This window comes from Rhizobium sp. PEPV16 (genome assembly GCF_008919455.1).
Classification (GTDB): Bacteria; Pseudomonadota; Alphaproteobacteria; order Rhizobiales; family Rhizobiaceae; genus Rhizobium; species Rhizobium leguminosarum_Q.
Genome location: NZ_VSZV01000356.1, coordinates 1 through 22,937, shown reverse-complemented (window position 1 = coordinate 22,937; position 22,937 = coordinate 1). Strand labels below are relative to the sequence as shown.

The 22,937-nt window shown below is 59.8% G+C and carries 26 protein-coding genes; 20 read left to right on the top strand and 6 right to left on the bottom strand.

Annotation, left to right across the window (positions count from 1 at the left end; genetic code table 11):
- Both FY112_RS38360 and hemE read right to left on the bottom strand, forming a co-directional pair.
- The coding region (locus tag FY112_RS38360; RefSeq protein ID WP_246700823.1) for a CopD family protein at window positions 1-261 on the bottom strand (261 nt) is incomplete at its 3' end.
- 2 nt (window positions 262-263) lie between these two features.
- Window positions 264-1,295, bottom strand: a complete 1,032-nt coding sequence (gene hemE / locus FY112_RS34545) for a uroporphyrinogen decarboxylase (RefSeq protein WP_151520365.1) — start codon at window positions 1,293-1,295, stop codon at window positions 264-266.
- A 398-nt stretch (window positions 1,296-1,693) separates the two neighbouring features.
- On the opposite strand from hemE, the gene FY112_RS34535 reads away from it, so the two are divergent.
- The 5 genes from FY112_RS34535 to dnaQ are packed head-to-tail and all read left to right on the top strand — an operon-like array spanning window position 1,694 to window position 5,327.
- Complete coding sequence (locus tag FY112_RS34535; RefSeq protein ID WP_011649834.1) at window positions 1,694-2,515, top strand: pyruvate, water dikinase regulatory protein; 822 nt, start codon at window positions 1,694-1,696, stop codon at window positions 2,513-2,515.
- Window positions 2,516-2,551: 36 nt separating this feature from the next.
- Window positions 2,552-3,151, top strand: a complete 600-nt coding sequence (locus tag FY112_RS34530; RefSeq protein WP_151520364.1) for a Maf-like protein — start codon at window positions 2,552-2,554, stop codon at window positions 3,149-3,151.
- Complete coding sequence (locus tag FY112_RS34525; protein ID WP_151520363.1) at window positions 3,144-4,001, top strand: shikimate dehydrogenase; 858 nt, start codon at window positions 3,144-3,146, stop codon at window positions 3,999-4,001. Before FY112_RS34530 ends, FY112_RS34525 begins: the two co-directional genes overlap by 8 nt.
- The gene (gene coaE / locus FY112_RS34520; protein ID WP_131719616.1) at window positions 4,001-4,612 is read left to right on the top strand and encodes a dephospho-CoA kinase; all 612 of its coding nucleotides are present in this window, start codon (window positions 4,001-4,003) and stop codon (window positions 4,610-4,612) included. The genes FY112_RS34525 and coaE overlap by 1 nt, the downstream gene beginning before the upstream one ends.
- Window positions 4,605-5,327 carry a DNA polymerase III subunit epsilon gene (dnaQ, locus tag FY112_RS34515; RefSeq protein ID WP_131719617.1) on the top strand — a complete coding sequence of 241 codons (723 nt, stop codon included), beginning with the start codon at window positions 4,605-4,607 and terminating at the stop codon, window positions 5,325-5,327. Before coaE ends, dnaQ begins: the two co-directional genes overlap by 8 nt.
- A gap of 67 nt (window positions 5,328-5,394) precedes the next feature.
- On the opposite strand, the gene secB is transcribed toward dnaQ, so the two are convergent.
- Both secB and FY112_RS34505 read right to left on the bottom strand, forming a co-directional pair.
- Window positions 5,395-5,877, bottom strand: a complete 483-nt coding sequence (secB, locus tag FY112_RS34510) for a protein-export chaperone SecB (protein ID WP_003544086.1) — start codon at window positions 5,875-5,877, stop codon at window positions 5,395-5,397.
- 101 nt (window positions 5,878-5,978) lie between these two features.
- Window positions 5,979-6,485, bottom strand: a complete 507-nt coding sequence (locus FY112_RS34505) for an FxsA family protein (RefSeq protein WP_065282599.1) — start codon at window positions 6,483-6,485, stop codon at window positions 5,979-5,981.
- 131 nt (window positions 6,486-6,616) lie between these two features.
- On the opposite strand from FY112_RS34505, the gene FY112_RS34500 reads away from it, so the two are divergent.
- The 5 genes from FY112_RS34500 (at window position 6,617) to gyrB (ending at window position 11,919) form a co-directional block, all read left to right on the top strand.
- The gene (locus FY112_RS34500) at window positions 6,617-7,321 is read left to right on the top strand and encodes a Tim44/TimA family putative adaptor protein (protein WP_017962629.1); all 705 of its coding nucleotides are present in this window, start codon (window positions 6,617-6,619) and stop codon (window positions 7,319-7,321) included.
- A complete protein-coding gene (locus tag FY112_RS34495; RefSeq protein WP_151520362.1) occupies window positions 7,314-8,432 on the top strand; it encodes a murein transglycosylase A in 1,119 nt (372 codons plus the stop codon). The genes FY112_RS34500 and FY112_RS34495 overlap by 8 nt, the downstream gene beginning before the upstream one ends.
- On the top strand, window positions 8,432-8,974 hold the full coding sequence (locus FY112_RS34490) for a Smr/MutS family protein (RefSeq protein ID WP_151520361.1): 543 nt from the start codon (window positions 8,432-8,434) through the stop codon (window positions 8,972-8,974). Before FY112_RS34495 ends, FY112_RS34490 begins: the two co-directional genes overlap by 1 nt.
- Window positions 8,971-9,348 (top strand): helix-turn-helix transcriptional regulator, encoded by a 378-nt coding sequence (locus FY112_RS34485; protein WP_017962632.1) that lies wholly within the window; start codon window positions 8,971-8,973, stop codon window positions 9,346-9,348. The genes FY112_RS34490 and FY112_RS34485 overlap by 4 nt, the downstream gene beginning before the upstream one ends.
- A 135-nt stretch (window positions 9,349-9,483) precedes the next feature.
- The gene (gene gyrB / locus FY112_RS34480) at window positions 9,484-11,919 is read left to right on the top strand and encodes a DNA topoisomerase (ATP-hydrolyzing) subunit B (RefSeq protein WP_151520360.1); all 2,436 of its coding nucleotides are present in this window, start codon (window positions 9,484-9,486) and stop codon (window positions 11,917-11,919) included.
- A gap of 69 nt (window positions 11,920-11,988) precedes the next feature.
- Here gyrB and FY112_RS34475 read toward each other — a convergent pair whose 3' ends face one another.
- Both FY112_RS34475 and FY112_RS34470 read right to left on the bottom strand, forming a co-directional pair.
- The gene (locus tag FY112_RS34475) at window positions 11,989-12,588 is read right to left on the bottom strand and encodes a nitroreductase family protein (protein WP_151520359.1); all 600 of its coding nucleotides are present in this window, start codon (window positions 12,586-12,588) and stop codon (window positions 11,989-11,991) included.
- A gap of 41 nt (window positions 12,589-12,629) precedes the next feature.
- Window positions 12,630-12,914 carry a DUF2218 domain-containing protein gene (locus FY112_RS34470; RefSeq protein ID WP_131719621.1) on the bottom strand — a complete coding sequence of 95 codons (285 nt, stop codon included), beginning with the start codon at window positions 12,912-12,914 and terminating at the stop codon, window positions 12,630-12,632.
- Between the two features lie 170 nt (window positions 12,915-13,084).
- Here FY112_RS34470 and FY112_RS34465 point away from each other — a divergent pair, with 170 nt between their 5' ends.
- The 10 genes from FY112_RS34465 to FY112_RS34420 form a co-directional block, all read left to right on the top strand.
- Window positions 13,085-14,038, top strand: coding sequence for a glutathione S-transferase family protein (locus tag FY112_RS34465; RefSeq protein ID WP_151520358.1), 954 nt, complete (start codon window positions 13,085-13,087; stop codon window positions 14,036-14,038).
- Window positions 14,039-14,188: 150 nt separating this feature from the next.
- Window positions 14,189-15,031, top strand: a complete 843-nt coding sequence (locus FY112_RS34460; protein ID WP_131719623.1) for a fumarylacetoacetate hydrolase family protein — start codon at window positions 14,189-14,191, stop codon at window positions 15,029-15,031.
- Window positions 15,032-15,236: 205 nt separating this feature from the next.
- Window positions 15,237-16,514, top strand: a complete 1,278-nt coding sequence (phaZ, locus tag FY112_RS34455; RefSeq protein WP_131719624.1) for a polyhydroxyalkanoate depolymerase — start codon at window positions 15,237-15,239, stop codon at window positions 16,512-16,514.
- 145 nt (window positions 16,515-16,659) lie between these two features.
- Complete coding sequence (locus FY112_RS34450; protein ID WP_017962639.1) at window positions 16,660-17,094, top strand: DUF2852 domain-containing protein; 435 nt, start codon at window positions 16,660-16,662, stop codon at window positions 17,092-17,094.
- 107 nt (window positions 17,095-17,201) lie between these two features.
- Window positions 17,202-17,960 carry a SprT family zinc-dependent metalloprotease gene (locus FY112_RS34445; RefSeq protein ID WP_017962640.1) on the top strand — a complete coding sequence of 253 codons (759 nt, stop codon included), beginning with the start codon at window positions 17,202-17,204 and terminating at the stop codon, window positions 17,958-17,960.
- Window positions 17,961-18,128: 168 nt separating this feature from the next.
- Window positions 18,129-18,797 carry a phosphoribosylanthranilate isomerase gene (locus tag FY112_RS34440; protein WP_151520357.1) on the top strand — a complete coding sequence of 223 codons (669 nt, stop codon included), beginning with the start codon at window positions 18,129-18,131 and terminating at the stop codon, window positions 18,795-18,797.
- A gap of 2 nt (window positions 18,798-18,799) precedes the next feature.
- Window positions 18,800-20,020 carry a tryptophan synthase subunit beta gene (gene trpB / locus FY112_RS34435; RefSeq protein ID WP_003544114.1) on the top strand — a complete coding sequence of 407 codons (1,221 nt, stop codon included), beginning with the start codon at window positions 18,800-18,802 and terminating at the stop codon, window positions 20,018-20,020.
- 3 nt (window positions 20,021-20,023) lie between these two features.
- A complete protein-coding gene (trpA, locus tag FY112_RS34430) occupies window positions 20,024-20,863 on the top strand; it encodes a tryptophan synthase subunit alpha (protein ID WP_029874599.1) in 840 nt (279 codons plus the stop codon).
- A 140-nt stretch (window positions 20,864-21,003) separates the two neighbouring features.
- On the top strand, window positions 21,004-21,909 hold the full coding sequence (gene accD / locus FY112_RS34425) for an acetyl-CoA carboxylase, carboxyltransferase subunit beta (protein WP_025396517.1): 906 nt from the start codon (window positions 21,004-21,006) through the stop codon (window positions 21,907-21,909).
- A gap of 27 nt (window positions 21,910-21,936) precedes the next feature.
- Window positions 21,937-22,937, top strand: a 1,001-nt coding sequence (locus FY112_RS34420; RefSeq protein WP_181018323.1) for a folylpolyglutamate synthase/dihydrofolate synthase family protein, incomplete at its 3' end; no start/stop codon positions are given.

Here is a 22,937-nt window from a genome sequence, read left to right as displayed (position 1 = left end):
CCGACGCTCCATCACCTTGAAGGTTTCCGACTGCACCGAGCCGGGCTCCGCATCGGTGTGATAGATGAACAGCCGCGGCATGTAGAACAGCCCAGCCATCCAGGAAATGACCGCGATGATATGCAGCGCCTTAATCCAGAGATAGAGATTATCGGGATTCCAGGCAAAAAGCCCGACCGCCATCAGCGCAAAGAAGGCCAGCGCAAAATGAGCCCGGCGCCGGGCGTAGGCGCCAGATCTCCGATCGGTTTGATTTTCCATCGTCACGCCCCGCCTCGCACGCGATCCACCAGCAGACGCACATGCTCTGGGTCGGCCTGCGGTGTAATGCCGTGACCGAGATTGAAGATCAGCGGACCATTGCCGAGATGCTGCAGAATATCATCGATGCCTTCCTCCAGCGCCCGGCCGCCGGCAACGACACGCATCGGATCGAGGTTGCCCTGAACCGGTCCATCCTTTTGAAGTTCGGCCGCAAAGGCCAGCGGGACCGACCAGTCGAGGCCGATCGCATCAGCACCCGTCTTCTGGCGATAGGTCTTGAGCTGGTAGCCGGCGCCCTTGGCAAAGGCGATGATGCGAGCATGCGGCCGTTGTGATTTGACCGAAGCAATCATCCGCGCAACCGGCCTGATCGCGAACGCCTCGAACTCCTTCTCGCCGAGAACACCTGCCCAGGAATCGAAGATCTGCACGGCATCGGCGCCAGCATCGATCTGGGCGACGAGATAATCGGCCGATACGTCGGCAAGCAGCATCAGCAGATGCTCGAAAGCGCGAGCATGCTTGTAGGCGAAGAGTCGGGCAGGGGCCTGATCCGGCGTGCCGTGACCGGCGATCATGTAGGTCGCAACCGTCCATGGCGCGCCGCAGAAACCGAGCAGCGTCGTCTCCGCTGGCAGTTCTTCACGTAGCCGCCGTACCGTTTCCAGAACCGGCCTGAGATAATCGACAACCTCTTCGCCGTTCAAACTGCCGATCCCGGCTTCATCGATCGGATCCATCTCCGGACCATGGCCCTCGGTGAACCGGACATTTCGCTTCATTGCGTCTGGAATGACCAGGATGTCGGAAAACAGAATGGCCGCATCGAAGCCATAGCGGCGGATCGGCTGCAAGGTCACTTCGACGGCGTGCTCAGGCGTGTAGCAGAGATCGAGAAAACTCCCTGCCTTTGCCCGAGTCTCCCGATATTCCGGAAGATAACGTCCTGCCTGTCTCATCAGCCAGAGAGGAGGAGGGGAGAGGCTTTCGCCACTCAAAACCCTCATGATCTTTCGCCGCGTATCGCTCAAGCGCTTCTTCCCTATAAAAACAAAGATCTTTTAAAAGGTTTCTATTTCTTAGAGTCGGTGACTATCAAGGATTAAAATCCATCCACCGCCGATGCCATTTGTCGCGCGGCTGCAAAAGAACATCGGAAAGATTGTCCATCTCGTCCAAATTTCGGGGAGAAGCCGAATCCGAAAATGATTCCAAATCCTTCCAGCTCGGCGATTTTTCTCATAACTGTGGATAGGCTGTGGACGAGCTTTCAAGAAGCCTAGCCCTTCCCCATCGTCCACAGGGCCAATCGAAACCGATCCGCAGAATCCGAAATGTGGATAAGGAGGCATGTTTTCCCTTGCCGGAGACCGCCTTGCCGCCGTAGCTCTGTTTCATCCAGTCTTTTCAACAGGCAGCGGAAAATAGCGTGGAGAACAGAACGAACTTCTTTCATCTGCATCTGATTTCTGACTCAACGGGAGAGACTCTTATCTCCGCCGGGCGCGCCGCGTCGGCACAGTTCAGATCGGCGCAGCCGATCGAACATGTCTATCCGCTGATCCGCAATCGCAAGCAGCTGCTGCCGGTTCTGCAGGCGATCGATGACGCCCCCGGCATCGTGCTCTACACCATTGTCGACCGGGAGCTTGCGAGCCTGATCGATGAACGCTGCATCGAGATGGGCGTGGCCTCGGTGAATGTGCTGGAGCCGGTGATGAATGCCTTCCAGATCTATCTCGGCGCCCCGTCTCGCCGTCGTGTCGGGGCCCAGCATGTGATGAATGCCGGCTACTTCGCGCGCATCGAAGCGCTGAATTTCACCATGGATCACGATGACGGCCAGATGCCCGACGATTACAACGATGCCGATGTCGTGATCATCGGCATCAGCCGTACGTCGAAAACACCGACCAGCATCTACCTCGCCAACCGAGGCATCAAGACGGCGAACATTCCAATCGTCTATGGCGTGCCATTGCCGGAGAGCCTCTTCGTCGCGAGTAAACCGCTGATCGTCTGCCTGATCGCCACCACCGACCGTATTTCCCAGGTGCGGGAAAATCGTGTGCTCGGGGTGACGCAGGGTTTCGATCGCGAACACTACACCGATCGCGCCGCGATTTCGGAGGAGCTGAAATATGCCCGCTCTCTCTGCGCCCGCCACAACTGGCCACTGATCGACGTTACCCGCCGTTCAATCGAGGAAACAGCCGCGGCAATCGTTGCCCTGCGGCCGAAGCTGCGCTAAGCGCTGACGAAAAGCCGGCACGCCGAGGAACCACCCATGACGCCGAAACTCATCCTTGCATCGTCGAGCCCCTTTCGCCGGATGCTGATGGAAAATGCAGGTCTGTCCTTCGAGGCGCATGCCGCAAGGATTGATGAACGGGCCGTTGAAGCGCCGCTGGAAAAAGCCGGCGCTAAGCCTGATGCCGTGGCCCTCGTCCTGGCCAGGGCCAAGGCCGAGGAAGTCAGCAGCCGTTTTCCGAAGAGCCTGGTCATCGGTTCGGATCAAACGATGTCGCTCGGCGACAACGTCTTCCATAAGCCGAACGACCTGGCCGACGCGGCTAGCCATCTTCAAGTCCTTTCGGGCGTAACCCATCGATTGAATAGCGCCGTCGCGATCGTCAGCGACGGCGTAGTCTTGTGGGAACATCTTGAGCATGCGGAATTAACGATGCGGCCGCTGACGATGGATTTCATCGCCAGACATCTGGCGCGGGTTGGCGAACGGGCGCTTTCCAGCGTCGGCGCCTACCAATTGGAGGGGGAGGGCATCCAGCTCTTCGAAAAGATCGAGGGTGATTATTTCACCATTCTCGGCCTGCCGATGCTGCCGCTTTTAAAAAAATTGCGAGAACTCGGAGCGATCGATGGGTGATTCACGTGAAACATTGGGGCCAAAAGCATTTGTCACGGGCTTTCCCATCAAACATTCGCGCTCGCCATTGATCCACGGATATTGGTTGAAGACGCTCGGCCTGCCAGGCAGCTACCGCGCTCATGAAGTGGCACCCGAGGCCTTTGCCGATTTCATTCACTCGTTGAAGGATGGCAGTTCCGGTTTTACCGGAGGCAATGTCACCATTCCTCACAAGGAATTGGCGTTCCGGCTCGCCGACAAGCCGGACGCGCTATCGTCCGAACTCGGCGCAGCGAACACGCTCTGGCTGGAGGATGGCGCTCTGCATGCGACGAATACCGACGGTCGCGGCTTCATCGCCAATCTCGACGAACGCCATCCGGGCTGGGACCGGCATTCCACGGCCGTCGTCTTTGGCGCCGGCGGCGCCAGCCGGGCGATCATCCAGGCGGTCCGTGATCGCGGTTTCAAGGAGATCCACGTCGTCAACCGCACCATCGAACGCGCGCACGAGCTCGCGGATCGTTTTGGCCCGCGTGTCCAGGCCCATCCGGCCGGGGCGCTTGCCGAAGTCATGAAAGGCGCAGGCCTCTTCATCAATACCACCTCGCTCGGCATGGACGGTGAGCCGGCGCCGCAACTCGATTTCTCGCCCCTTGCAGCCGATGCCGTTGTCACCGATATCGTCTACGTGCCCTTGAAGACGCCGATCCTGGCCCAAGCGGAAGAGCAAGGATTTCCCATCGTCGATGGTCTCGGCATGCTCTTGCACCAGGCCGTGCCCGGGTTCGAGAAATGGTTCGGCCAGCGTCCGATCGTCGACGCGGCGCTGCGTGCGCTCATCATCGCGGATATGGGCGCACACTGATGCTGAAGATCGGCCTCACCGGCTCCATCGGAATGGGAAAATCGACAGCGGCAAAGCTCTTCGCCGATGCCGGAATCCCGGTGAACGATTCGGATGCCGTGGTCCACGATCTCTATGCCGGCGAGGCAGCACCCCTGGTGAATGGCGCTTTCCCCGGCACGATGAAGGATGGAGCAGTCGACCGGCGTGAACTCGGCCGCCAGCTCGCTCTTAATCCTGACGGCTTTAAACGCCTGGAAGCGATCGTCCATCCGCTGGTTCGCAAACGCGAGACGGAATTTCTGAAGCGACAACGCGCCGCCGGCGCCGACATGGTATTGCTCGATATTCCACTACTTTTCGAAACCGGCGCCGAGGCAAGAGTGGATGTCATCGTCGTCGTCAGCACTGATCCACAGATTCAGCGCCAAAGGGTGCTTGCGCGCGACGGCATGACCGAGGAAAAATTCGACATGATTCTCTCACGCCAGACGCCGGACACGGAAAAACGGCGCCGGGCCGATTATCTGATCGACACCAGTCACAGTATCGCGACGACGAGGGAACGGGTGTTCGAGATCGTCGCCGACTTGAAAACGCGGATTGCCAAGGGAGATTTCCGGAATGCGTGAGATCATCTTCGATACGGAAACAACCGGCCTCGACAACCGCGCCGACCGCATCATCGAAATCGGCGGCATCGAGCTCTTCAATCATTTCCCCACCGGCAACACCATCCATATCTTCATCAATCCTGGAGATCAGAAGGTTCATCCGGATGCGCTCGCCGTGCACGGCATCACCGATGAATTCCTGAAGGACAAGCAGCCTTTCGCGGAAGTCGCCGAACAAATCCTTACATTCTTCGGCGATGCGAAGTGGATTGCCCATAACGCCACCTTCGATATGGGCTTCATCAACGCGGAATTCGCGCGGATCGGTTTGCCGCCAATCCTGCCGGAACGGGTGCTCGACACGCTGTCGATGGCGCGGCGCAAACACCCGATGGGACCGAATTCGCTCGATGCGCTTTGCCGGCGCTACGGCATCGATAATTCGCACCGCACCAAACACGGCGCGCTGCTCGACTCCGAACTGCTTGCCGAAGTCTATATCGAGATGATCGGCGGCCGGCAGGCGGCCTTTGGCCTGAGCATATCAGGAACATCGGGCCAGGCTCGCCACGGCGAAACGGCAATGGAAGACGATGTGGTGATTGCTGCCGTGCTCGAGCGGCCCCGGCCGCTCGCCCCGCGCCTCAGCCAAATCGAGGAGCAGGCGCATGAGGCGCTCGTCGCCAAGCTCGGTGAAAAAAGCGTCTGGGCGAAATACGCCAACCTCGATTAAACCGGTCCTCAATTGAAAATGCCCGGGACCAGCCCGGGCATCCGCATTTCAGATAAGAAAGAGCCGGTCAGTTCGGAACGGCCTGAACCTTGGCGCGGGCCTGTTCTTCGGCAACGCGCTGAGCGAACATCTGCGTGAAGTCGATCGGGTCGATCATCAGCGGCGGGAAACCGCCGTTGCGGGTGACGTCGGCGATGATCTGACGAGCGAAGGGGAAGAGCATGCGCGGGCACTCGATGAAGAGAACCGGCAGCATGTGTTCCTGCGGGAAACCGGCAACGCGGAAAACGCCGCCATAGGTGAGTTCGGCATGGAAAACCGTCTTGTCGCCGTCCTTGGCTTCGGCATTCAGCGACAGTACGACATCGAAATCCGTATCGGAAAGCGGGTTGGCGTTGACGTTCACATTGATGTTGATCGTCGGCGCCTTGTCGCGGGCCTGCAGCGAACGCGGCGCACCGGGATTTTCGAAGGACAGATCCTTGGTATATTGCGCAAGGATCGAAAGGGTGGGGTTGGCCGCACCGTTGCTGTTGTTATCGTCTGCCATTGGCTTTTCCTCGAGGGGCATGGGAATGGTGCCGCCATCTAACATTTCAGGGAAGGGCTTACAACCCTGGGCGCTTGGCTCGGTTGATCAGCCGCAGTGCCTCAATCGCTAAGATGCTTGCCGGACCACGGCGAGTTGCGATCCGGCTCCCTATGATAGTCCTCCTCGTCGAGATCGACCACCTTCGAGTTCGGCTTGCGGTCGCGGAAATCGGATTGCGGACCGGAGGAAGAGCCGCCCTTGGCATTGACGACGACGAAGCGTTTGGCGATCGCACGCCAGACGAGATCGCGCACCGGCGGAATGAGAATGAGGATCGCGATGATATCCGTGAGGAAGCCGGGAATGATCAGGAGCAGCGAGGCGATAACGTTCATCGCCGGCCGCAGCAGGTCGCGGCCCGGCATCATCCCATTTCGTCCTTCGCTCGACATGCGGCGCAAAATACCGATGCCCTGCCGGCGCAGCAGAACCACGCCGAGAACGAAACCCAGCATGACGAGAACAAGCGTCAGCCACAATCCGATAGCCTGGCCGACGACGACGAAACCGGCAATTTCGGCGAACGGCAGCAGCAGAATGAAGGCCGGCAGGATCGAAAAACGCATGTCCGTCATGTCCCGGGCTCGCCGGTCTCCTCTTGGCGCCGGCGAAGATGCCAGCCATCATTTGAATCATCTGTATAGGCAGACTATATGGGAGTACAAATCAGAGATGTTAACGGCGGCTGCGATACGATATGAGTTCGAACGACTTCATCACATTATTTTTCCTGGTAGCGGCTGTGCTGATTTTCTTTCAGCTCCGCTCCGTGCTCGGGCGCCGTACAGGAAATGAGAAGCCGCCGCGCGATCTCTATACACCGCGGGATGCTGCTCCGGCCGAAGCCGCCGATGCCGGCAAGGTCGTGACGCTGCCGCGGCGCGATGCGACGACGGAGGATGAAGATCGCTTCGCCGCCATCGATGCTTTCGCGGCGCCCGGAACGCCGCTCAACGAATCGCTGCGTGCGCTGAACAAGGCCGACCCCGCCTTCAGCCCGAAGGAGTTTCTGAACGGCGCCCGCATGGCTTACGAGATGATCGTCATCGCCTATGCCGATGGCGACCGGAAAACGCTGAAGAACTTGCTGTCGCGCGAAGTCTATGACGGCTTCGATGCGGCGATCGGCGAGCGCGAAGCTCGGGGCGAGAAGGTGAAGTCCACTTTCGTCGGCATCGATAAGGCCGAAATCACCCATGCGGAGACGAAGGGCAGCGAAGCGCAGATCACCGTGCGCATCGCCAGCCAGCTGATATCGGCCACCTACGACAAGGCGGATGTGCTGATCGAAGGCGACGCCGAAAACGTCGCCGAGGTCAACGACGTCTGGACCTTTGCTCGCGACACCCGCTCGCGCGATCCGAACTGGAAACTCGTGGCGACCGAATCGGAACATGAGTGACCACGCATCGGACTTCGTCCTGCAGGCCATAAGCTTCGACACTCTGGAAGGCTGGAAGGATGATGATCCCTCCGGCCTTTTTGAAGTCATGCGAAGCTGCCGGCGGCAGATCGCCGATGTCAAACCGTACCGCACCGGATCGCTGGGCCTGAGCTCGGAAGACCTCCTTCCGCTTCTCGCCGCCGCCGAAGAATTCACGCCGTCATCTCCGGAATCGGCGCGCGCCTTTTTCGAGACGCACTGCCGGCCCTTTCTGATTCGCCGCAAGGACGGCAATTCCGGTTTCGTCACCGCCTTCTACGAACCTGATATCGACGTGTCGGATCGGCCGGACGAAATTTTCCGTTTTCCTTTCTACCGGCGTCCGGACGATCTGATCGATCTCGACGACGCCAATCGGCCCGCCGGGCTCGACAAGGCCTATGCTTTCGGCCGTCTGCATGGGGGACACGTCACTGCCTATCCGGACCGCCGCGCCATCGATCAGGGATTTCTCGAGGGCCGCGGCCTCGAAATCGCCTGGGCGAAGTCGAAGGTCGATGTCTTCTTCGTGCATGTGCAAGGTGCTGCCCGCCTACGCTATGAGGATGGTCGTATCGGCCGCATCACCTATGCGGCGAAGGCCGGCCATGCTTTCTCGGCGATCGGCAAGCTGCTGATCGAGCGCGGCGAGATCGATCGGGCCGAGATTTCGATGCAGGCGATTCGGGCCTGGCTGGCGCGAAATCCCGAGCGCGTCGACGAGGTGTTATGGCATAACCGTTCTTATATTTTCTTCCGTGAAGCGCCGGTTGCCGATCCGCAGGCAGGTCCGATCGCGGCCGCTAAGGTGCCGCTTCTCGCCGGGCGCGCGCTTGCGGTCGACCGGATGATCCATACCTTCGGCTTTCCCTTTTTCATTCGCGCTGAAAGTCTCACCCATCTCGACCAGGGGCGGCCGTTCCGCAGGCTGATGCTGGCGCTCGATACCGGTTCGGCGATCGTCGGGCCGGCGCGGGGTGATATCTTCACCGGCTCGGGGGATATGGCCGGGGAAAGTGCCGGCACGGTCCGCAACGAGGCCGATTTCACCATCCTCATTCCCAATGCCGCCGCTGGACGATTCGACTGATGGCCAGGGATCGCAAGCTCAGCGCCGACGAGAGGATCCTCTGGGGCAAGGTCGCCCGCAGCACGCGGCCGATGCCCGGCAAGGCCTTTCTTGCCGAAGCCGAAGCGGCGGCCGAACGGAAGCAGGAAAAGCAGACACCCGCCACATCCATGCCGCTGCAGCCGACAGCACCGCCAACGGCGAAGCCATCGGCCGGGGTCCATCATCCGCTGGAGAAGCCGGTCAAGCGGAAGATCGCCAAGGGCCGGCTGGCGCTCGAAGCGCGGATCGACCTGCACGGGTTGGTGCAGAGCCAGGCCCATGCCATCCTTCTCGATTTCCTGATCCGCGCCCACGAGCGCGGCATGCGCCATGTGCTTGTGATTACGGGCAAGGGCAGCTCGATGGGCAGCGACGGCGCGCTGAAGCGTGCTGTGCCTCTTTGGTTCTCGAAGCCGGAATTCCGCTACCTGATCTCCTCCTATGAGTCGGCCGCACAACATCATGGCGGTGAGGGTGCGCTTTACATTCGCCTGTCGCGACGGCATGGGGAAAGGCCATGACACCCTTCGGAGAGGCGGTTCGCAGGTTGCGGGCGCGCAAGGGCGTCTCGCAGAAGGAGATGGCGGAAGCGCTGAATGTCTCTCCTGCCTATCTCTCGGCGCTCGAACATGGAAAGCGTGGTTTGCCGACATTCGATCTGCTGCAGCGCATCGCCGGTTACTTCAACATCATCTGGGATGAAGCCGAGGAACTGTTCCTTCTCGCCCGCTCTTCGGACCCGCGCGTCGTGATCGACACCTCCGGCCTGCCGCCGGAATATACCGAATTTGCCAACCGGCTGGCCCGGCGGATTCGCAACCTTGACAGTGCAGAGATAGGCCGGCTATCGGCTCTTCTCGAAAAAGGCGGCAAAGGCGACGGAAAAGCGTCATAATCCCCTGTTTTATGCCTTGTTTTAGGGGCTTGCCATTGGGAAGTGGGTTCAAAAAACCTATATACGAGAGTGAAGAAAGCCGGTGATTCGCAAGGCGCGCCGCAGCTTTACGACAACAGGGAAAATCTCGACAGAATGAGCGATACATCCGCGACGGAAAACGGCGTAAGCACCGAATATGGCGCAGATTCCATCAAGGTTCTGAAGGGCCTCGATGCCGTGCGCAAACGCCCCGGCATGTATATCGGCGATACCGACGACGGCTCCGGCCTTCATCATATGGTTTATGAAGTCGTCGACAACGCGATCGACGAAGCGCTTGCCGGCCATGCCGACGTCGTCACCGTCACTCTCAATCCGGATGGTTCGGTGACCGTCACCGACAACGGTCGCGGCATCCCGACGGACATTCACACCGGCGAAGGCGTGTCGGCGGCCGAAGTCATCATGACGCAGCTTCATGCCGGCGGTAAATTCGACCAGAATTCCTACAAGGTTTCCGGCGGCCTGCATGGCGTCGGCGTCTCCGTCGTCAACGCCCTGTCCGTCTGGTTGAAGCTGAAGATCCGCCGTCACGACAAGATCCACGAAATGAGCTTCACCCATGGTGTGGCCGATGCTCCGCTGAAGGTTACGGGCGACGCGCCGAATGAGACCGGCACGGAAGTAACTTTCATGCCGAGCACCGACACCTTCACCATGACAGAGTTCGACTACGGCACGCTGGAGCATCGCCTTCGCGAACTTGCCTTCCTGAATTCAGGCGTTCGCATCCTGCTGACCGATAAGCGCCATTCCGATATCAAGCAGGAAGAACTGCGTTATGACGGCGGCCTCGAGGCTTTCGTCGCTTATCTGGACCGCGCCAAGAAGTCTCTCGTCGACAAGCCTGTCGCCATCCGCGGCGAAAAGGACGGCATCACCGTCGAAGTCGCGATGTGGTGGAACGACAGCTATCATGAGAACGTGCTCTGCTTCACCAACAACATCCCTCAACGCGACGGCGGCACGCATATGGCCGGCTTCCGCGCGGCGCTGACGCGCCAGGTCGTTTCCTATGCCGACAGTTCCGGCATCACCAAAAGGGAAAAGGTAACGCTGCAGGGCGAAGATTGCCGCGAAGGCCTGACGGCGGTTCTGTCGGTCAAGGTGCCGGATCCGAAATTCTCCTCGCAGACCAAGGATAAGCTCGTTTCCTCGGAAGTCCGTCCTGTTGTCGAAAGTCTCGTCAACGAGGCACTAAACACCTGGTTTGAAGAACATCCGAGCGAAGCCAAAATCCTCGTCGGCAAGGTCGTCGAGGCAGCCGCCGCCCGCGAAGCCGCCCGTAAGGCCCGCGAGTTGACACGCCGCAAGGGCGCACTCGATATCGCTTCGCTGCCGGGCAAGCTTGCCGACTGCTCCGAGCGTGATCCGACAAAATCCGAAGTCTTCCTCGTCGAGGGCGATTCTGCCGGCGGCTCGGCCAAGCAGGGCCGCTCGCGCGAGAACCAGGCAATCCTGCCGCTGCGCGGCAAGATCCTGAACGTCGAGCGTGCCCGTTTCGACAAGATGCTGTCGAGCCAGGAAATCGGCACATTGATCACCGCGCTCGGTACCGGCATCGGGAAGGACGAGTTCAATGTCGAAAAGCTGCGCTACCACAAGATCATCATCATGACGGACGCCGATGTCGACGGCGCCCATATCCGCACCCTGCTGCTCACCTTCTTCTTCCGCCAGATGCCGCAACTGATCGAGCGCGGTCATCTCTATATCGCCCAGCCGCCGCTCTATAAGGTCTCGCGCGGCAAGTCGGTGCAATATCTGAAGGATGAGAAGGCGCTCGAAGAATATCTCATCAGCCAGGGCCTGGAAGATGCTTCGCTGAGGCTCGGTAGCGGCGAAGTTCGCGCCGGCCAGGATCTGCGCGAGGTCATCCTCGATGCTCTGCGTATGCGCGCGCTGCTCGACAATCTCCATTCGCGCTACAATCGTTCCGCCGTCGAACAAGCGGCGATTGCCGGAGCACTCAACGCCGAGCTCGCCAGCGATCCGGTAAGAGCGCTGGCGCTGGCAAACGAAGTGGCTGGACGCCTCGACATCATCGCCGAGGAAACCGAGCGCGGCTGGCGGGGCGATCTGACAAGTGATGGCGGCCTGCGCCTCGAGCGCATGGTCCGCGGTGTCAGGGAACTCGTCGTGCTCGACATGGCGCTGATCGGTTCTTCGGATGCCCGTCACATAGACCAGCTGACGGCACGCCTCAAGGAAATCTATCAGACGCCGCCGTCGCTGCATCGCCGCGAAGGCGACGTCGAAATCTCCGGCCCACGCGCCCTGCTCGATGCGATCTTCGCAAGCGGCCGCAAGGGCCTCACCATGCAGCGCTACAAGGGTCTTGGCGAGATGAATGCCGAGCAGCTCTGGGAAACGACGCTTGATCCGAATGTTCGCTCGCTGCTGCAGGTCAGGGTCAACGACGCCACCGACGCCGATGGTCTCTTCGCCCGCCTGATGGGTGACGAAGTCGAGCCGCGGCGCGAATTCATCCAGGAGAATGCGCTGAGCGTTGCAAACCTCGATATCTGATCGATATCTCTTCAATAGAAAGCCCCGCGGTCGCAGGACGGCGGGGCTTTCGCTTGTCTTGATATCTGCTCAGTTCACGACGAAACGGCCGTCAAAGGCGAGCTCGGAGAGCGGCTTTCGCTGGCTGGGGAATTCGCGCGCCTGATTGCGTTCGGAAAGAACGCTCTTGTCGGCCAGGCGGCCGACGGCGACGCCTGCTTCGACCCGGTATCCCTCGGGAATGGCGAACGCCTGCCTGATCTCCTCATGCTTGATGCCGCCCATGCCATGGGCATAAAAACCGGAGAGGCGCGCCTGCAGCGCCAAGTATCCCCAGGCCGCACCCGCATCGAAGGAATGGGTGTAGCTCGGCTTTTCCTCAGCCGAGCCGGCAGCCCCGGTGAAGGCGCGCGACACGACGAAGATCAGCGCTGATGCATGCCTGGCCCACTCCTGGTTGGAATCGTTGAGCAAGGCGACGAATTTCTCCCAATGCTCCGATCCCTTGAGGCCATAGATGAAGCGCCAGGGCTGCTGGTTGGAAGAGGACGGCGCCCAATGGGCGGCGTCGAGCAGACTGAGCAGCTGCTTTTCCTCAATGATTTCGCCGGTGAAGGCGCGCGGCGACCAGCGGTCGAGAAAGATCGAATCGATGGGATAGTCCGATTCGCGGCTATTGCTCTTCGTCATGCTTGTTCCATGGCTTGGGGAAGAATTTGGATCGGGTCGGCTTAGTTCGTCCAGACGATGTCGAGTTCTTCGCGGAAGGCGAAGCGCTTCAGATGATCGTCGATGACGTGCTGCATCCTTTCCTGTTGCGAGGGATCGGCGACGGAAAGTGTCATGGTCAGCGCCGCATCGTCGGCCGCAAATGTCACCTCGGCCGTATCGCTGAACGGCACCCGGCCCTTCTGAGGATCGAATTCGACGCTGAATTTATGGCTCCAGTGTTTGCAGAGCTGCTGCAGGTAGCGGCTCGCATGTTCGGTCTGCACGACGGCTTTCGAGAGATGCATTTCAAGCTCCACGTCATCTTGTAAAGCAGAGACATATTTCCTGCTTCACCGGCTTGGCAAGCGCAGCATCGTCGCAGTTTGGGTGTACAGACTGTCTTCATAAAAGCGGCCTCACGCCGGCGTCGAAGCGGGGTAATGAACCAGTTCGTCAATCGATCGGGGAGTTGTGCATGCTGGTGAACGGAAAATGGACGGAAGACTGGCAGCCCGTTCAGGCAAAGGACGAAAAGGGCGGCTTCGTCCGCCAGACCTCGAGTTTCCGCAATTGGGTGACCCCGGATGGTAGCGCCGGGCCGACCGGCGAAGGCGGCTTTGAAGCCAGCGCCGGCCGTTACCATCTCTATGTCGCCTATATCTGCCCCTGGGCCTCGCGCACCCTGATCGGCCGCAAGCTCAAGGGCCTGGAAGATATCATCTCGGTCTCGGTCGTCGAGCCGCTGCTGGGCAAGCAGGGCTGGCGCTTCGGTGACTATCCCGGCGCGACGGAGGATCACGTCAACGGCGTAACCTATATGCATGAAATCTATACCAGGGCAGCACCCGATTTCACCGGCCGGGCCACCGTACCGGTTCTCTGGGACAAGCAGAAAAAGACCATCGTCAACAATGAATCCGCCGATATTCTGCGTATGCTGAACAGCGGCTTCGGCGGTCTGGCAAAAAATCCGATCGATCTTTATCCAGCGGAGAGGCGCACCGAGATCGATGCTTTCAACGATTGCATCTATCCTGCCCTCAACAACGGTGTCTACCGCGCCGGTTTCGCCACCACGCAGATCGCCTACGAAGAAGCCTTTGCCGACGTGTTTTCCTGCCTCGACTGGGCCGAGCAGCAGTTCGAGGGCCGGTCTTTTCTCTTTGCCGATCACCCCACCGAGACCGATATCCGGCTTTTTGTAACGCTGGTGCGCTTCGACGTCGCCTATCACGGCATCTTCAAATGCAATCTGCGCCGGCTTTCCGACTATGCCAATCTGCGCGCCTTCTGTCGCCGAATGCTGGATTGGCCGGGCATCGGTGAAACGGTGAATCTCGATCATATCAAGCGCGGCTACTATTCGATCGAAAGCCTCAATCCAACGAAGATCATTCCCTCCGGCCCGGATCTGGCGGAAATTTTTTAGAGCATGATGCCGGCGGGTACGGGCGGCTTTCGGCAGAAAATCATCCGAATCGCGGCGAAGCCGTACCGCTTCCCGGCAAAGCCGTAATGACACCGATGAATAATTCGTTCATAGGTGGCTGCAAATCCGTTTTCAATGAGGAGGAATTCCATGAAGCTGATGCGTGTTGGCGAAGCAGGCAGTGAAAAACCAGCGCTTCTCGATGCCGATGGCAAAATTCGCGATCTTTCCGGTCATGTCGCCGATATCGGCGGCGAAGCGATCAGCCCGGCAGGCCTTGCAAAGATTGCGGCGATCGATCAGAAGAGCCTTCCGGAAATCGCACCCGGTCGCATCGGCGCCTGCGTCGCGGGCACTGGCAAGTTCATCTGCATTGGCTTGAATTATTCGGATCATGCTGCCGAAACCGGTGCGACCGTGCCGCCCGAGCCGATCATCTTCATGAAAGCAACATCCGCAATCGTTGGACCGAACGACAACGTCATCATCCCGCGCGGTTCGGAAAAGACCGATTGGGAAGTCGAGCTCGGCGTCGTCATCGGCAAAACCGCCAAATATGTGACGGAAGCCGAAGCGCTGGATTATGTCGCCGGTTATTGCGTTTCCAATGACGTTTCCGAGCGCGCTTTCCAGACCGAGCGTTCCGGTCAGTGGACCAAGGGCAAGTCCTGCGACACCTTTGGCCCGATCGGCCCCTGGCTTGTGACCAAGGATGAAATTGCCGAACCGCAGAACCTCGGCATGTGGCTGACGGTCAACGGCCAGAAGATGCAGAACGGTTCATCGAAAACGATGGTTTACGGGGTTGCGTTCCTCGTCTCCTATCTCAGCCAGTTCATGTCGCTGCATCCCGGTGACGTAATCTCGACCGGCACGCCTCCGGGCGTCGGCATGGGCCTCAAGCCGCCGCGTTATCTCAAGGCCGGCGACGTGGTCGAACTCGGCATCGAAGGTCTCGGCACGCAGAAGCAGACCTTCGTAGCGGATCGTTAACGACGCTTCCTGTTGAGAAACTTAAGTTTTCAGGTCGATTATGATGCCGGGGATCAATTCTCCGGCATTTCTTGTGTGGGTCTGGTGCGTCAATGTTGCTGTGCAACAAAAACCTGTTAGTCTGCGCGACGTGCCCGCGTTACGAAAAGAGTCGATGCCTCTCAATCGGTGTCATCTTTTCGACAGAGAAAGGTGGCGCCTTCCAATGTTTTATCAGCTTTATGAATTGAACCATGCCGCCATGGCGCCGTTTCGCGCCGCGGCCGATATCATGCGATTTGCCTATGCCAATCCGCTGAACCCGTTCTCCCACACGCCATTGGGTCGGACGATGGCGGCAAGTCTCGAAATGTTCGAACGTACGACGCGCCGCTACGGGAAACCGGAATTCGGACTGAAGCAGACGACGATCGGTGACAAGACGGTTTCCGTCCGCGAAGAGGTGGTCTGGTCGCGGCCCTTCTGCAATCTCCTGCATTTCGCCCGCAGTGTTCCAGCCGCCCGCGGCAATGATCCGCGTATTCTGATCGTCGCGCCGATGTCCGGCCACTATGCCACGCTATTGCGCGGCACGGTCGAGGCGCTGTTGCCGAGCGCCGATATCTACATTACCGACTGGATCGACGCCCGCATGGTGCCGATGACGGAAGGCACCTTCGATTTCGACGATTACGTCGACTACGTCATCGAGATGCTGCATTTCCTCGGTCACGACACGCATGTCGTCGCCGTCTGTCAGCCTTCCGTTCCCGTGCTGGCAGCCGCTGCCGTGATGGAAGAAGCCAGGGATCCGCTTTCGCCGGCATCGATGACGCTGATGGGCGGCCCGATCGACACGCGCATCAACCCGACGGCGGTCAACAAGCTCGCTCAGGAGCGGTCGCTGCAGTGGTTCTCCGACAATGTCATCATGAACGTGCCCTGGCCGCAGCCGGGCTTCATGCGTCCGGTCTATCCAGGATTCCTGCAGCTTTCGGGCTTCATGTCCATGAATCTTGATCGCCATCTCGTCGCGCACAAGGAGTTCTTCATGCATCTCGTGAAGAACGACGGCGAGCCGGAAAGACATCGCGATTTCTACGACGAATATCTCGCGGTCATGGATCTGACCGCCGAATTTTATCTACAGACGGTGGAGGAGGTCTTCATCAAGCATTCGCTGCCGAAGGGCGAACTGATGCATCGCGGCAAACGCGTCGATCCGGCGGCAATTCGCAATGTGGCGCTGCTGACCGTCGAAGGTGAGAATGACGATATCTCCGGGGTTGGCCAGACAATGGCGGCGCAGACCATCTGCGTGAACATTCCCGAAGATATGCGCATGCACTATCTTCAGCCGGATGTCGGCCATTATGGTGTTTTCAACGGCTCGCGTTTCCGCCGCGAGATCGCGCCGCGCATCATCAATTTCGTCCGCCAGCATTCACGTTCCGCCGTCAAGCCTCCGATCCCGCGTGTCATCAAGGGCGGCCGGACGGGCTGAATCAGGGATAGCTGAATTAGCAAAACGGATTCAAGGTCTTGTCCGATTTCGCGGGCAATCGTCTTGAAGGCGGTTATTGCGGTAACCACATCGATTTCAGCGTTCGGTATTCTGCCGGGCGCGGAAAGCGAGGGATACCCGCACGATGAACCAGTCAGCATTGCTTCGACCGGATTGGACTCCGGCTACCATTGCCCTGATGATTCTCGGCTTCATGGTTTTCTGGCCTCTGGGTCTTGCCATGCTTGCCTACATCATCTTCGGCGACCGTCTGCGCGGCTTCAAGCGTGACGTCAACCAGGCGACCGATGGCTTCTTTGCCTCCTGCCGCCGACCGCATGGCCGTCACCGCCCGCATTTTTCGACCGGCAACGTCGCCTTTGACGACTGGCGCAAGGCCGAACTCGACCGGATGGAGGAAGAGCGCCGCAAGCTTGACGAAATGCGCGAGGAATTCGACTCCTATCTCCGCGAGCTCCGCCGCGCCAAGGATCAGGAAGAGTTCGACCGCTTCATGCGCGACCGCAGGAACGCCAAGCGCGATGACAACGGCCCGGTGGCTGAATATCAGACGCCGTAAACGCCTGAACGATGAATTGATGACCGGCATCTCGCGATGCCGGTTTTTCCATGTCTGCCCTTCCGGCGATCATTTAGATTTGCCGGCGAATCGTATAGAAAACACGCATGTTCTCGCTTCTGAAAACAAGGTCGAAGGCGCGAAAGCCGGCTCCGCCCGAAATGCGCACGCTCGACGTTGCCGGCCGGCTCATGCCGCTGACGATCAAGCAGCATGACCGGGCGACACGCATCACGCTGCGCATCGAGCCGGGTGGCCGCGCCTTGAAGATGACGGTGCCGAAAGGCCTTGCCACGCGCGAGGTCAATGCCTTCCTCGATCGTCACCAGGGTTGGCTGCTCACCAAGCTTGCCAAGTTTTCGACCGATACCGGCCTGCGTGACGGCGGCGAAATCCTCCTTCGCGGCGTTTCTCACCGCATCCAGCATAGCGGCAGCTTGCGCGGGCTGACGGAGGTGGTTTCCATAGACGGCAGGCCGGTGCTGCGCGTCAGCGGCATGCCGGAACATGTCGGACGGCGCATTGCTGCCTTTCTCAAGAAGGAGGCCCGCGCCGATCTCGCAAGACTGGCGACGATGCATGCCGCAACGATCCGGGCGCCGATCCGTTCGATCTCGATGAAGGATACCCGTAGCCGCTGGGGCTCCTGTTCGTCTGAAGGAAATCTGAGCTTTTCGTGGCGTATCGTCATGGCGCCGCCGTCGGTGATCGATTATCTCGCCGCCCATGAGGTCGCCCACCTCAAGGAAATGAATCACGGCCCGCACTTCTGGGCCCTCTGTGGCAAACTTTGCCCCGGCATGGACGAGGCGAAATCCTGGCTCAAGCGGCATGGCAGCCAGTTGCATGCCATCGATTTCGACTAGCGCATAAACCCCGAAAATCGGAATCGGTTTTTCGGAAAGGATTATGCGCAGATTTAAAGTGTTAGAGCGTCCTTTGGACGCGCGGCGCTCCAGCCGAGAGCCGCGCTAAATTCAGCGTCCGTCGCAAATTGGCTCGACTCTTTCCGCATTTCGTGTCACTTCGCTGCCATGAGACCGGATATCAAGATCTGTGGCTTGAAGTCGCCTGACGCTGTCGATCGCGCGCTGAAACGCGGTGCGACCCATATCGGTTTTATCTTCTTCGAAAAGAGCCCGCGCTATATTGAGCCGGACCTGGCGGCAAAACTGGCCGAACCTGCGCGCGGCAAGGCGAAGATCGTCGCCGTCGTCGTCGATCCGACCAATGACGAACTCGACGAGATCGTGTCATTGTTGAAGCCGGATCTGTTGCAGCTCCACGGAAACGAGAGTCCCGAACATGTGCTGACCATAAAGGCGGTCTATGGTCTGCCTGTGATGAAGGCCTTTTCGGTACGCACGGCAGACGACCTGAAGCGCGTCGAGGCCTACATCGGCATTGCCGACCGTTTCCTCTTCGACGCCAAAGCGCCGAAGGGCTCGGAACTGCCTGGCGGCAACGGTATTTCCTTCGATTGGAGCCTTCTCAGCTGGCTTGACGGCAGCGTCGACTACATGCTTTCCGGCGGGCTGAACAAGGACAATGTCGCAGAAGCGCTTTTCGTCACCAAGGCACCGGGTATCGACGTCTCCTCGGGAGTCGAAACTGTGCCTGGCGTGAAGAGCGTCGCGAAGATCGATGAATTTTTCGATGCGGTCGAAAAGGCGAATGCGCCTGTCATGGCCTCAGGGAGTTGAGAGTGAACGAGACGCCTAAACCGAATTCCTTCCGTTCCGGCCCCGATGAAGATGGCCGTTTCGGCATTTATGGCGGTCGTTTCGTCGCCGAAACGCTGATGCCGCTAATCCTCGACCTGCAGGACGAATGGAACAGGGCAAAGAACGATCCGGCATTCCAGGCCGAATTGAAGCATCTCGGCGCGCACTATATCGGCCGCCCCAGCCCGCTCTATTTCGCCGAGCGGCTGACGGCTGAACTCGGTGGCGCCAAGATCTATTTCAAGCGCGAAGAGCTGAACCATACCGGCTCTCACAAGATCAACAATTGCATCGGCCAGATCCTGCTCGCCAAGCGCATGGGCAAGACCCGCATCATCGCCGAAACCGGTGCCGGTCAGCACGGGGTTGCCTCCGCGACCGTTGCCGCCCGCTTTGGCCTCCCCTGCGTCGTTTATATGGGCGCCACCGACGTCGAGCGCCAGGCGCCGAACGTTTTCCGCATGAAGCTGCTCGGCGCAGAAGTCAAACCGGTCACGGCAGGCAGCGGCACGCTGAAGGACGCCATGAACGAGGCGCTTCGCGATTGGGTTACCAATGTCGAAGATACCTATTACCTGATCGGAACGGCAGCCGGTCCGCATCCCTATCCGGAGATGGTTCGCGATTTCCAGTCGGTGATCGGCATCGAAGCGAAAGAGCAGATGCTGGCGGCCGAAGGCCGCTTGCCGGATCTCGTCATCGCTGCCGTCGGCGGCGGCTCGAACGCCATCGGCATTTTCCATCCTTTCCTGGATGATCCCTCCGTCAAGATCGTCGGCGTCGAAGCCGGCGGCAAGGGTCTGCAGGGCGATGAACATTGCGCCTCGATCACCGCCGGTTCGCCGGGCGTGCTGCACGGCAACCGCACCTACCTGCTGCAGGATGGCGACGGTCAGATCAAGGAGGGCCATTCGATTTCGGCCGGCCTCGATTATCCCGGCATCGGCCCCGAACATTCCTGGCTCAACGATACCGGCCGCGTTGACTATGTGCCGATCATGGACCACGAAGCGCTCGAAGCTTTCCAGACCCTGACCCGCCTCGAAGGCATCATTCCGGCGCTCGAGCCCTCGCATGCAATTGCCGAGGTGATCAAGCGCGCACCGACGATGGGCAAGGACGAGATCATCCTGATGAACCTCTCCGGCCGCGGCGACAAGGATATATTCACCGTCGGCAAGATTCTGGGAATGGGACTGTAAGACATGACCGCACGCATGGACAAACGCTTTGCCGAGCTGAAGGCCGAGGGCCGTCCGGCGCTTGTGACCTATTTCATGGGCGGCGATCCCGATTACGATACCTCGCTCGGCATCATGAAGGCGCTGCCGGAGGCGGGCTCCGACATCATCGAGCTCGGCATGCCCTTTTCCGATCCGATGGCCGACGGCCCGGCGATCCAGCTGGCCGGCCAGCGCGCCCTGAAAGGTGGCCAGACGCTGAAGAAGACGCTGCAATTGGCGGCCGATTTCCGCAAGACCAATGATGCGACGCCGATCGTGATGATGGGTTACTACAACCCGATCTATATTTACGGCGTCGAGAAATTCCTCGACGACGCGCTCGCTGCCGGTATCGACGGCCTGATCGTCGTCGACCTGCCGCCCGAGATGGATGACGAACTCTGCATTCCGGCGATCCGCAAAGGCATCAATTTCATCCGCCTGGCGACGCCGACGACCGATGAGAAGCGCCTGCCGAAGGTCCTGAAGAACACTTCAGGCTTCGTCTACTACGTCTCGATGAATGGCATCACCGGTTCGGCGCTGCCCGATCCGTCGCTGGTTTCGGGCGCGGTCGAGCGCATCAAGCAGCACACCAAGCTGCCCGTCTGCGTCGGCTTCGGCGTCAAGACGGCGGAACATGCAAAGGTCATCGGCGGTTCGGCCGACGGCGTCGTCGTCGGCACCGCGATCGTCAATCAGGTTGCGACCAGCTTGACGCATGACGGAAAGGCAACGGCGGACACGGTTCAGGCGGTTGCCACGCTGGTGCGCGGCCTTTCCACGGGAACACGTTCGGCGCGCCTTGTTGCTGCCGAATAGTTTGCCCACATTGGCAATAAAGCATGTCGCGCAAAGTGTGCAGCGGTTTTGCGGCAACGACATGCGGGAAACTAGGACCTAAGGCGTGGCAGCGAATCTGAAAGATCGCGACGCGCTTTAGACTATCAGGAGTATTCGAGTTGAACTGGATCACCAACTACGTTCGCCCGCGGATCAATTCCATGCTGGGCCGTCGCGAAGTGCCGGAGAACCTCTGGATCAAGTGCCCGGAAACGGGCGAGATGGTCTTCCACAAGGACCTGGAAGGCAACAAATGGGTCATTCCGGCGTCCGGTTATCACATGAAGATGCCGGCCAAGGCGCGCTTAATCGATCTTTTCGATAATGGCGAGTTCGAATCGCTGCCGCAGCCGAAGGTCGCGCAGGACCCGCTGAAGTTTCGCGATTCGAAGAAATATAGCGATCGCCTGCGCGACAGCCGCCTGAAGACCGAACAGGAGGATACGATCCTCGCCGGTGTCGGAAAGGTGCAAGGACTGAAACTCGTGGCCGTCGTGCACGAATTCAACTTTATCGGCGGTTCGCTCGGCATGGCCGCCGGCGAGGCGATCGTCAAGGCTTTCGAGCGCGCGACGTCTGAGAAGTGCCCGCTGGTGATGTTCCCCGCTTCCGGCGGTGCGCGCATGCAGGAAGGCATCCTGTCGCTGATGCAGCTGCCGCGCACGACGGTTGCCGTCGACATGCTGAAGGAATCCGGCCAGCCCTATATCGTCGTGCTGACCAACCCGACGACAGGTGGCGTCACGGCCTCCTATGCCATGCTTGGCGATATTCATCTGGCCGAGCCCGGCGCCGAAATCGGCTTTGCCGGCAAGCGCGTGATCGAGCAGACCCTGCGTGAAAAACTGCCCGAAGGCTTCCAGACCGCCGAATACCTGCTGGAGCATGGTATGGTCGATATGGTCGTCAAGCGCCACGATATTCCGGAAACGCTTGCGCGTCTCCTGAAGATCCTGACGAAGAAGCCGGTTTCGGCGGCGAACGACATGAATAGCGGCGCGATCGCCCTGGCGGCGAGCGCCTGATAACCGACAAACAGGCGGGGTGCCGAATTGATACCCAGAGGCCAAACCGCGGTGAGCGAGGCAGCACAGGAGATCGACAAGCTCATGGGATTGCATCCCAAGGGTTTTGATCTGTCTCTCGATCGCATCACTCGTCTTCTCGATCAACTCGGCAATCCGCACAGGAAACTGCCGCCGGTGATCCATGTCGCCGGCACCAACGGCAAGGGGTCGGTCACCGCCTTTTGCCGCGCCCTGCTCGAAGCCGGCGGCTACAGCGCTCACGTGCACACCTCGCCGCATCTCGTCAATTGGCACGAGCGTTACCGCATTGGCGTCAAGGGCGGACGCGGACAGCTTGTCGACGACGCCGTCTTTGCCGGGGCCGTGCGTCGCGTGGCCGATGCCAATGCAGGACAGCACATTACCGTCTTCGAAATCCTGACGGCGGTCACCTTCATCCTGTTTTCCGAACATCCGGCCGATGCCGCGATCATCGAAGTCGGTCTCGGCGGCCGGTTCGATGCCACCAATGTCATTTCCGATCCGGCCGTCTCGGTGATCATGCCGATCTCGCTGGATCACCAACCCTATCTCGGCGACAGGGTCGAGCTGATCGCGGCCGAAAAGGCCGGCATCATGAAGCCGGGATTTCCCGTCGTCATCGGCCATCAGGAATATGACGCAGCGCTCGACGTGCTGATGTCGACGGCTGAGAGGCTGCATTGCCCGAGCGCCGTCTTCGGGCAGGATTTCATGGCGCATGAGGAATATGGTCGGCTCGTCTACCAGGACGAGTTCGGGCTTGCCGACCTGCCGCTACCGCGCCTTCCCGGCCGCCATCAATATGCCAATGCCGCCGCTGCCATTCGTGCCGTCAAGGCGGCGGGTTTCACCGTCACCGAGACGATGATGGAAAAGGCGATGAGTTCGGTCGAATGGCCGGGCCGGCTGCAGCGCCTGAGCGAGGGCCGACTGCTGCCGCATGCACCCGCCGGCGCCGAGATCTGGATCGATGGCGGGCATAATCCCGGTGCCGGCGAAGTGAT

What these genes read in the sequence shown, in the direction of transcription:
- FY112_RS34530 (WP_151520364.1), top strand. Translation starts at nt 2,552, where the DNA reads ATGACGCCGAAACTCATCCTTGCATCGTCGAGCCCCTTTCGCCGGATG.
- FY112_RS34525 (WP_151520363.1), top strand. Translation starts at nt 3,144, where the DNA reads ATGGGTGATTCACGTGAAACATTGGGGCCAAAAGCATTTGTCACGGGC.
- coaE (WP_131719616.1), top strand. Translation starts at nt 4,001, where the DNA reads ATGCTGAAGATCGGCCTCACCGGCTCCATCGGAATGGGAAAATCGACA.
- dnaQ (WP_131719617.1), top strand. Translation starts at nt 4,605, where the DNA reads ATGCGTGAGATCATCTTCGATACGGAAACAACCGGCCTCGACAACCGC.
- secB (WP_003544086.1), bottom strand. Translation starts at nt 5,877, where the DNA reads ATGGCAGACGATAACAACAGCAACGGTGCGGCCAACCCCACCCTTTCG.
- FY112_RS34505 (WP_065282599.1), bottom strand. Translation starts at nt 6,485, where the DNA reads ATGCGTTTTTCGATCCTGCCGGCCTTCATTCTGCTGCTGCCGTTCGCC.
- FY112_RS34500 (WP_017962629.1), top strand. Translation starts at nt 6,617, where the DNA reads ATGAGTTCGAACGACTTCATCACATTATTTTTCCTGGTAGCGGCTGTG.
- FY112_RS34495 (WP_151520362.1), top strand. Translation starts at nt 7,314, where the DNA reads ATGAGTGACCACGCATCGGACTTCGTCCTGCAGGCCATAAGCTTCGAC.
- FY112_RS34490 (WP_151520361.1), top strand. Translation starts at nt 8,432, where the DNA reads ATGGCCAGGGATCGCAAGCTCAGCGCCGACGAGAGGATCCTCTGGGGC.
- FY112_RS34485 (WP_017962632.1), top strand. Translation starts at nt 8,971, where the DNA reads ATGACACCCTTCGGAGAGGCGGTTCGCAGGTTGCGGGCGCGCAAGGGC.
- gyrB (WP_151520360.1), top strand. Translation starts at nt 9,484, where the DNA reads ATGAGCGATACATCCGCGACGGAAAACGGCGTAAGCACCGAATATGGC.
- FY112_RS34475 (WP_151520359.1), bottom strand. Translation starts at nt 12,588, where the DNA reads ATGACGAAGAGCAATAGCCGCGAATCGGACTATCCCATCGATTCGATC.
- FY112_RS34470 (WP_131719621.1), bottom strand. Translation starts at nt 12,914, where the DNA reads ATGCATCTCTCGAAAGCCGTCGTGCAGACCGAACATGCGAGCCGCTAC.
- FY112_RS34465 (WP_151520358.1), top strand. Translation starts at nt 13,085, where the DNA reads ATGCTGGTGAACGGAAAATGGACGGAAGACTGGCAGCCCGTTCAGGCA.
- FY112_RS34460 (WP_131719623.1), top strand. Translation starts at nt 14,189, where the DNA reads ATGAAGCTGATGCGTGTTGGCGAAGCAGGCAGTGAAAAACCAGCGCTT.
- phaZ (WP_131719624.1), top strand. Translation starts at nt 15,237, where the DNA reads ATGTTTTATCAGCTTTATGAATTGAACCATGCCGCCATGGCGCCGTTT.
- FY112_RS34450 (WP_017962639.1), top strand. Translation starts at nt 16,660, where the DNA reads ATGAACCAGTCAGCATTGCTTCGACCGGATTGGACTCCGGCTACCATT.
- FY112_RS34445 (WP_017962640.1), top strand. Translation starts at nt 17,202, where the DNA reads ATGTTCTCGCTTCTGAAAACAAGGTCGAAGGCGCGAAAGCCGGCTCCG.
- FY112_RS34440 (WP_151520357.1), top strand. Translation starts at nt 18,129, where the DNA reads ATGAGACCGGATATCAAGATCTGTGGCTTGAAGTCGCCTGACGCTGTC.
- trpA (WP_029874599.1), top strand. Translation starts at nt 20,024, where the DNA reads ATGACCGCACGCATGGACAAACGCTTTGCCGAGCTGAAGGCCGAGGGC.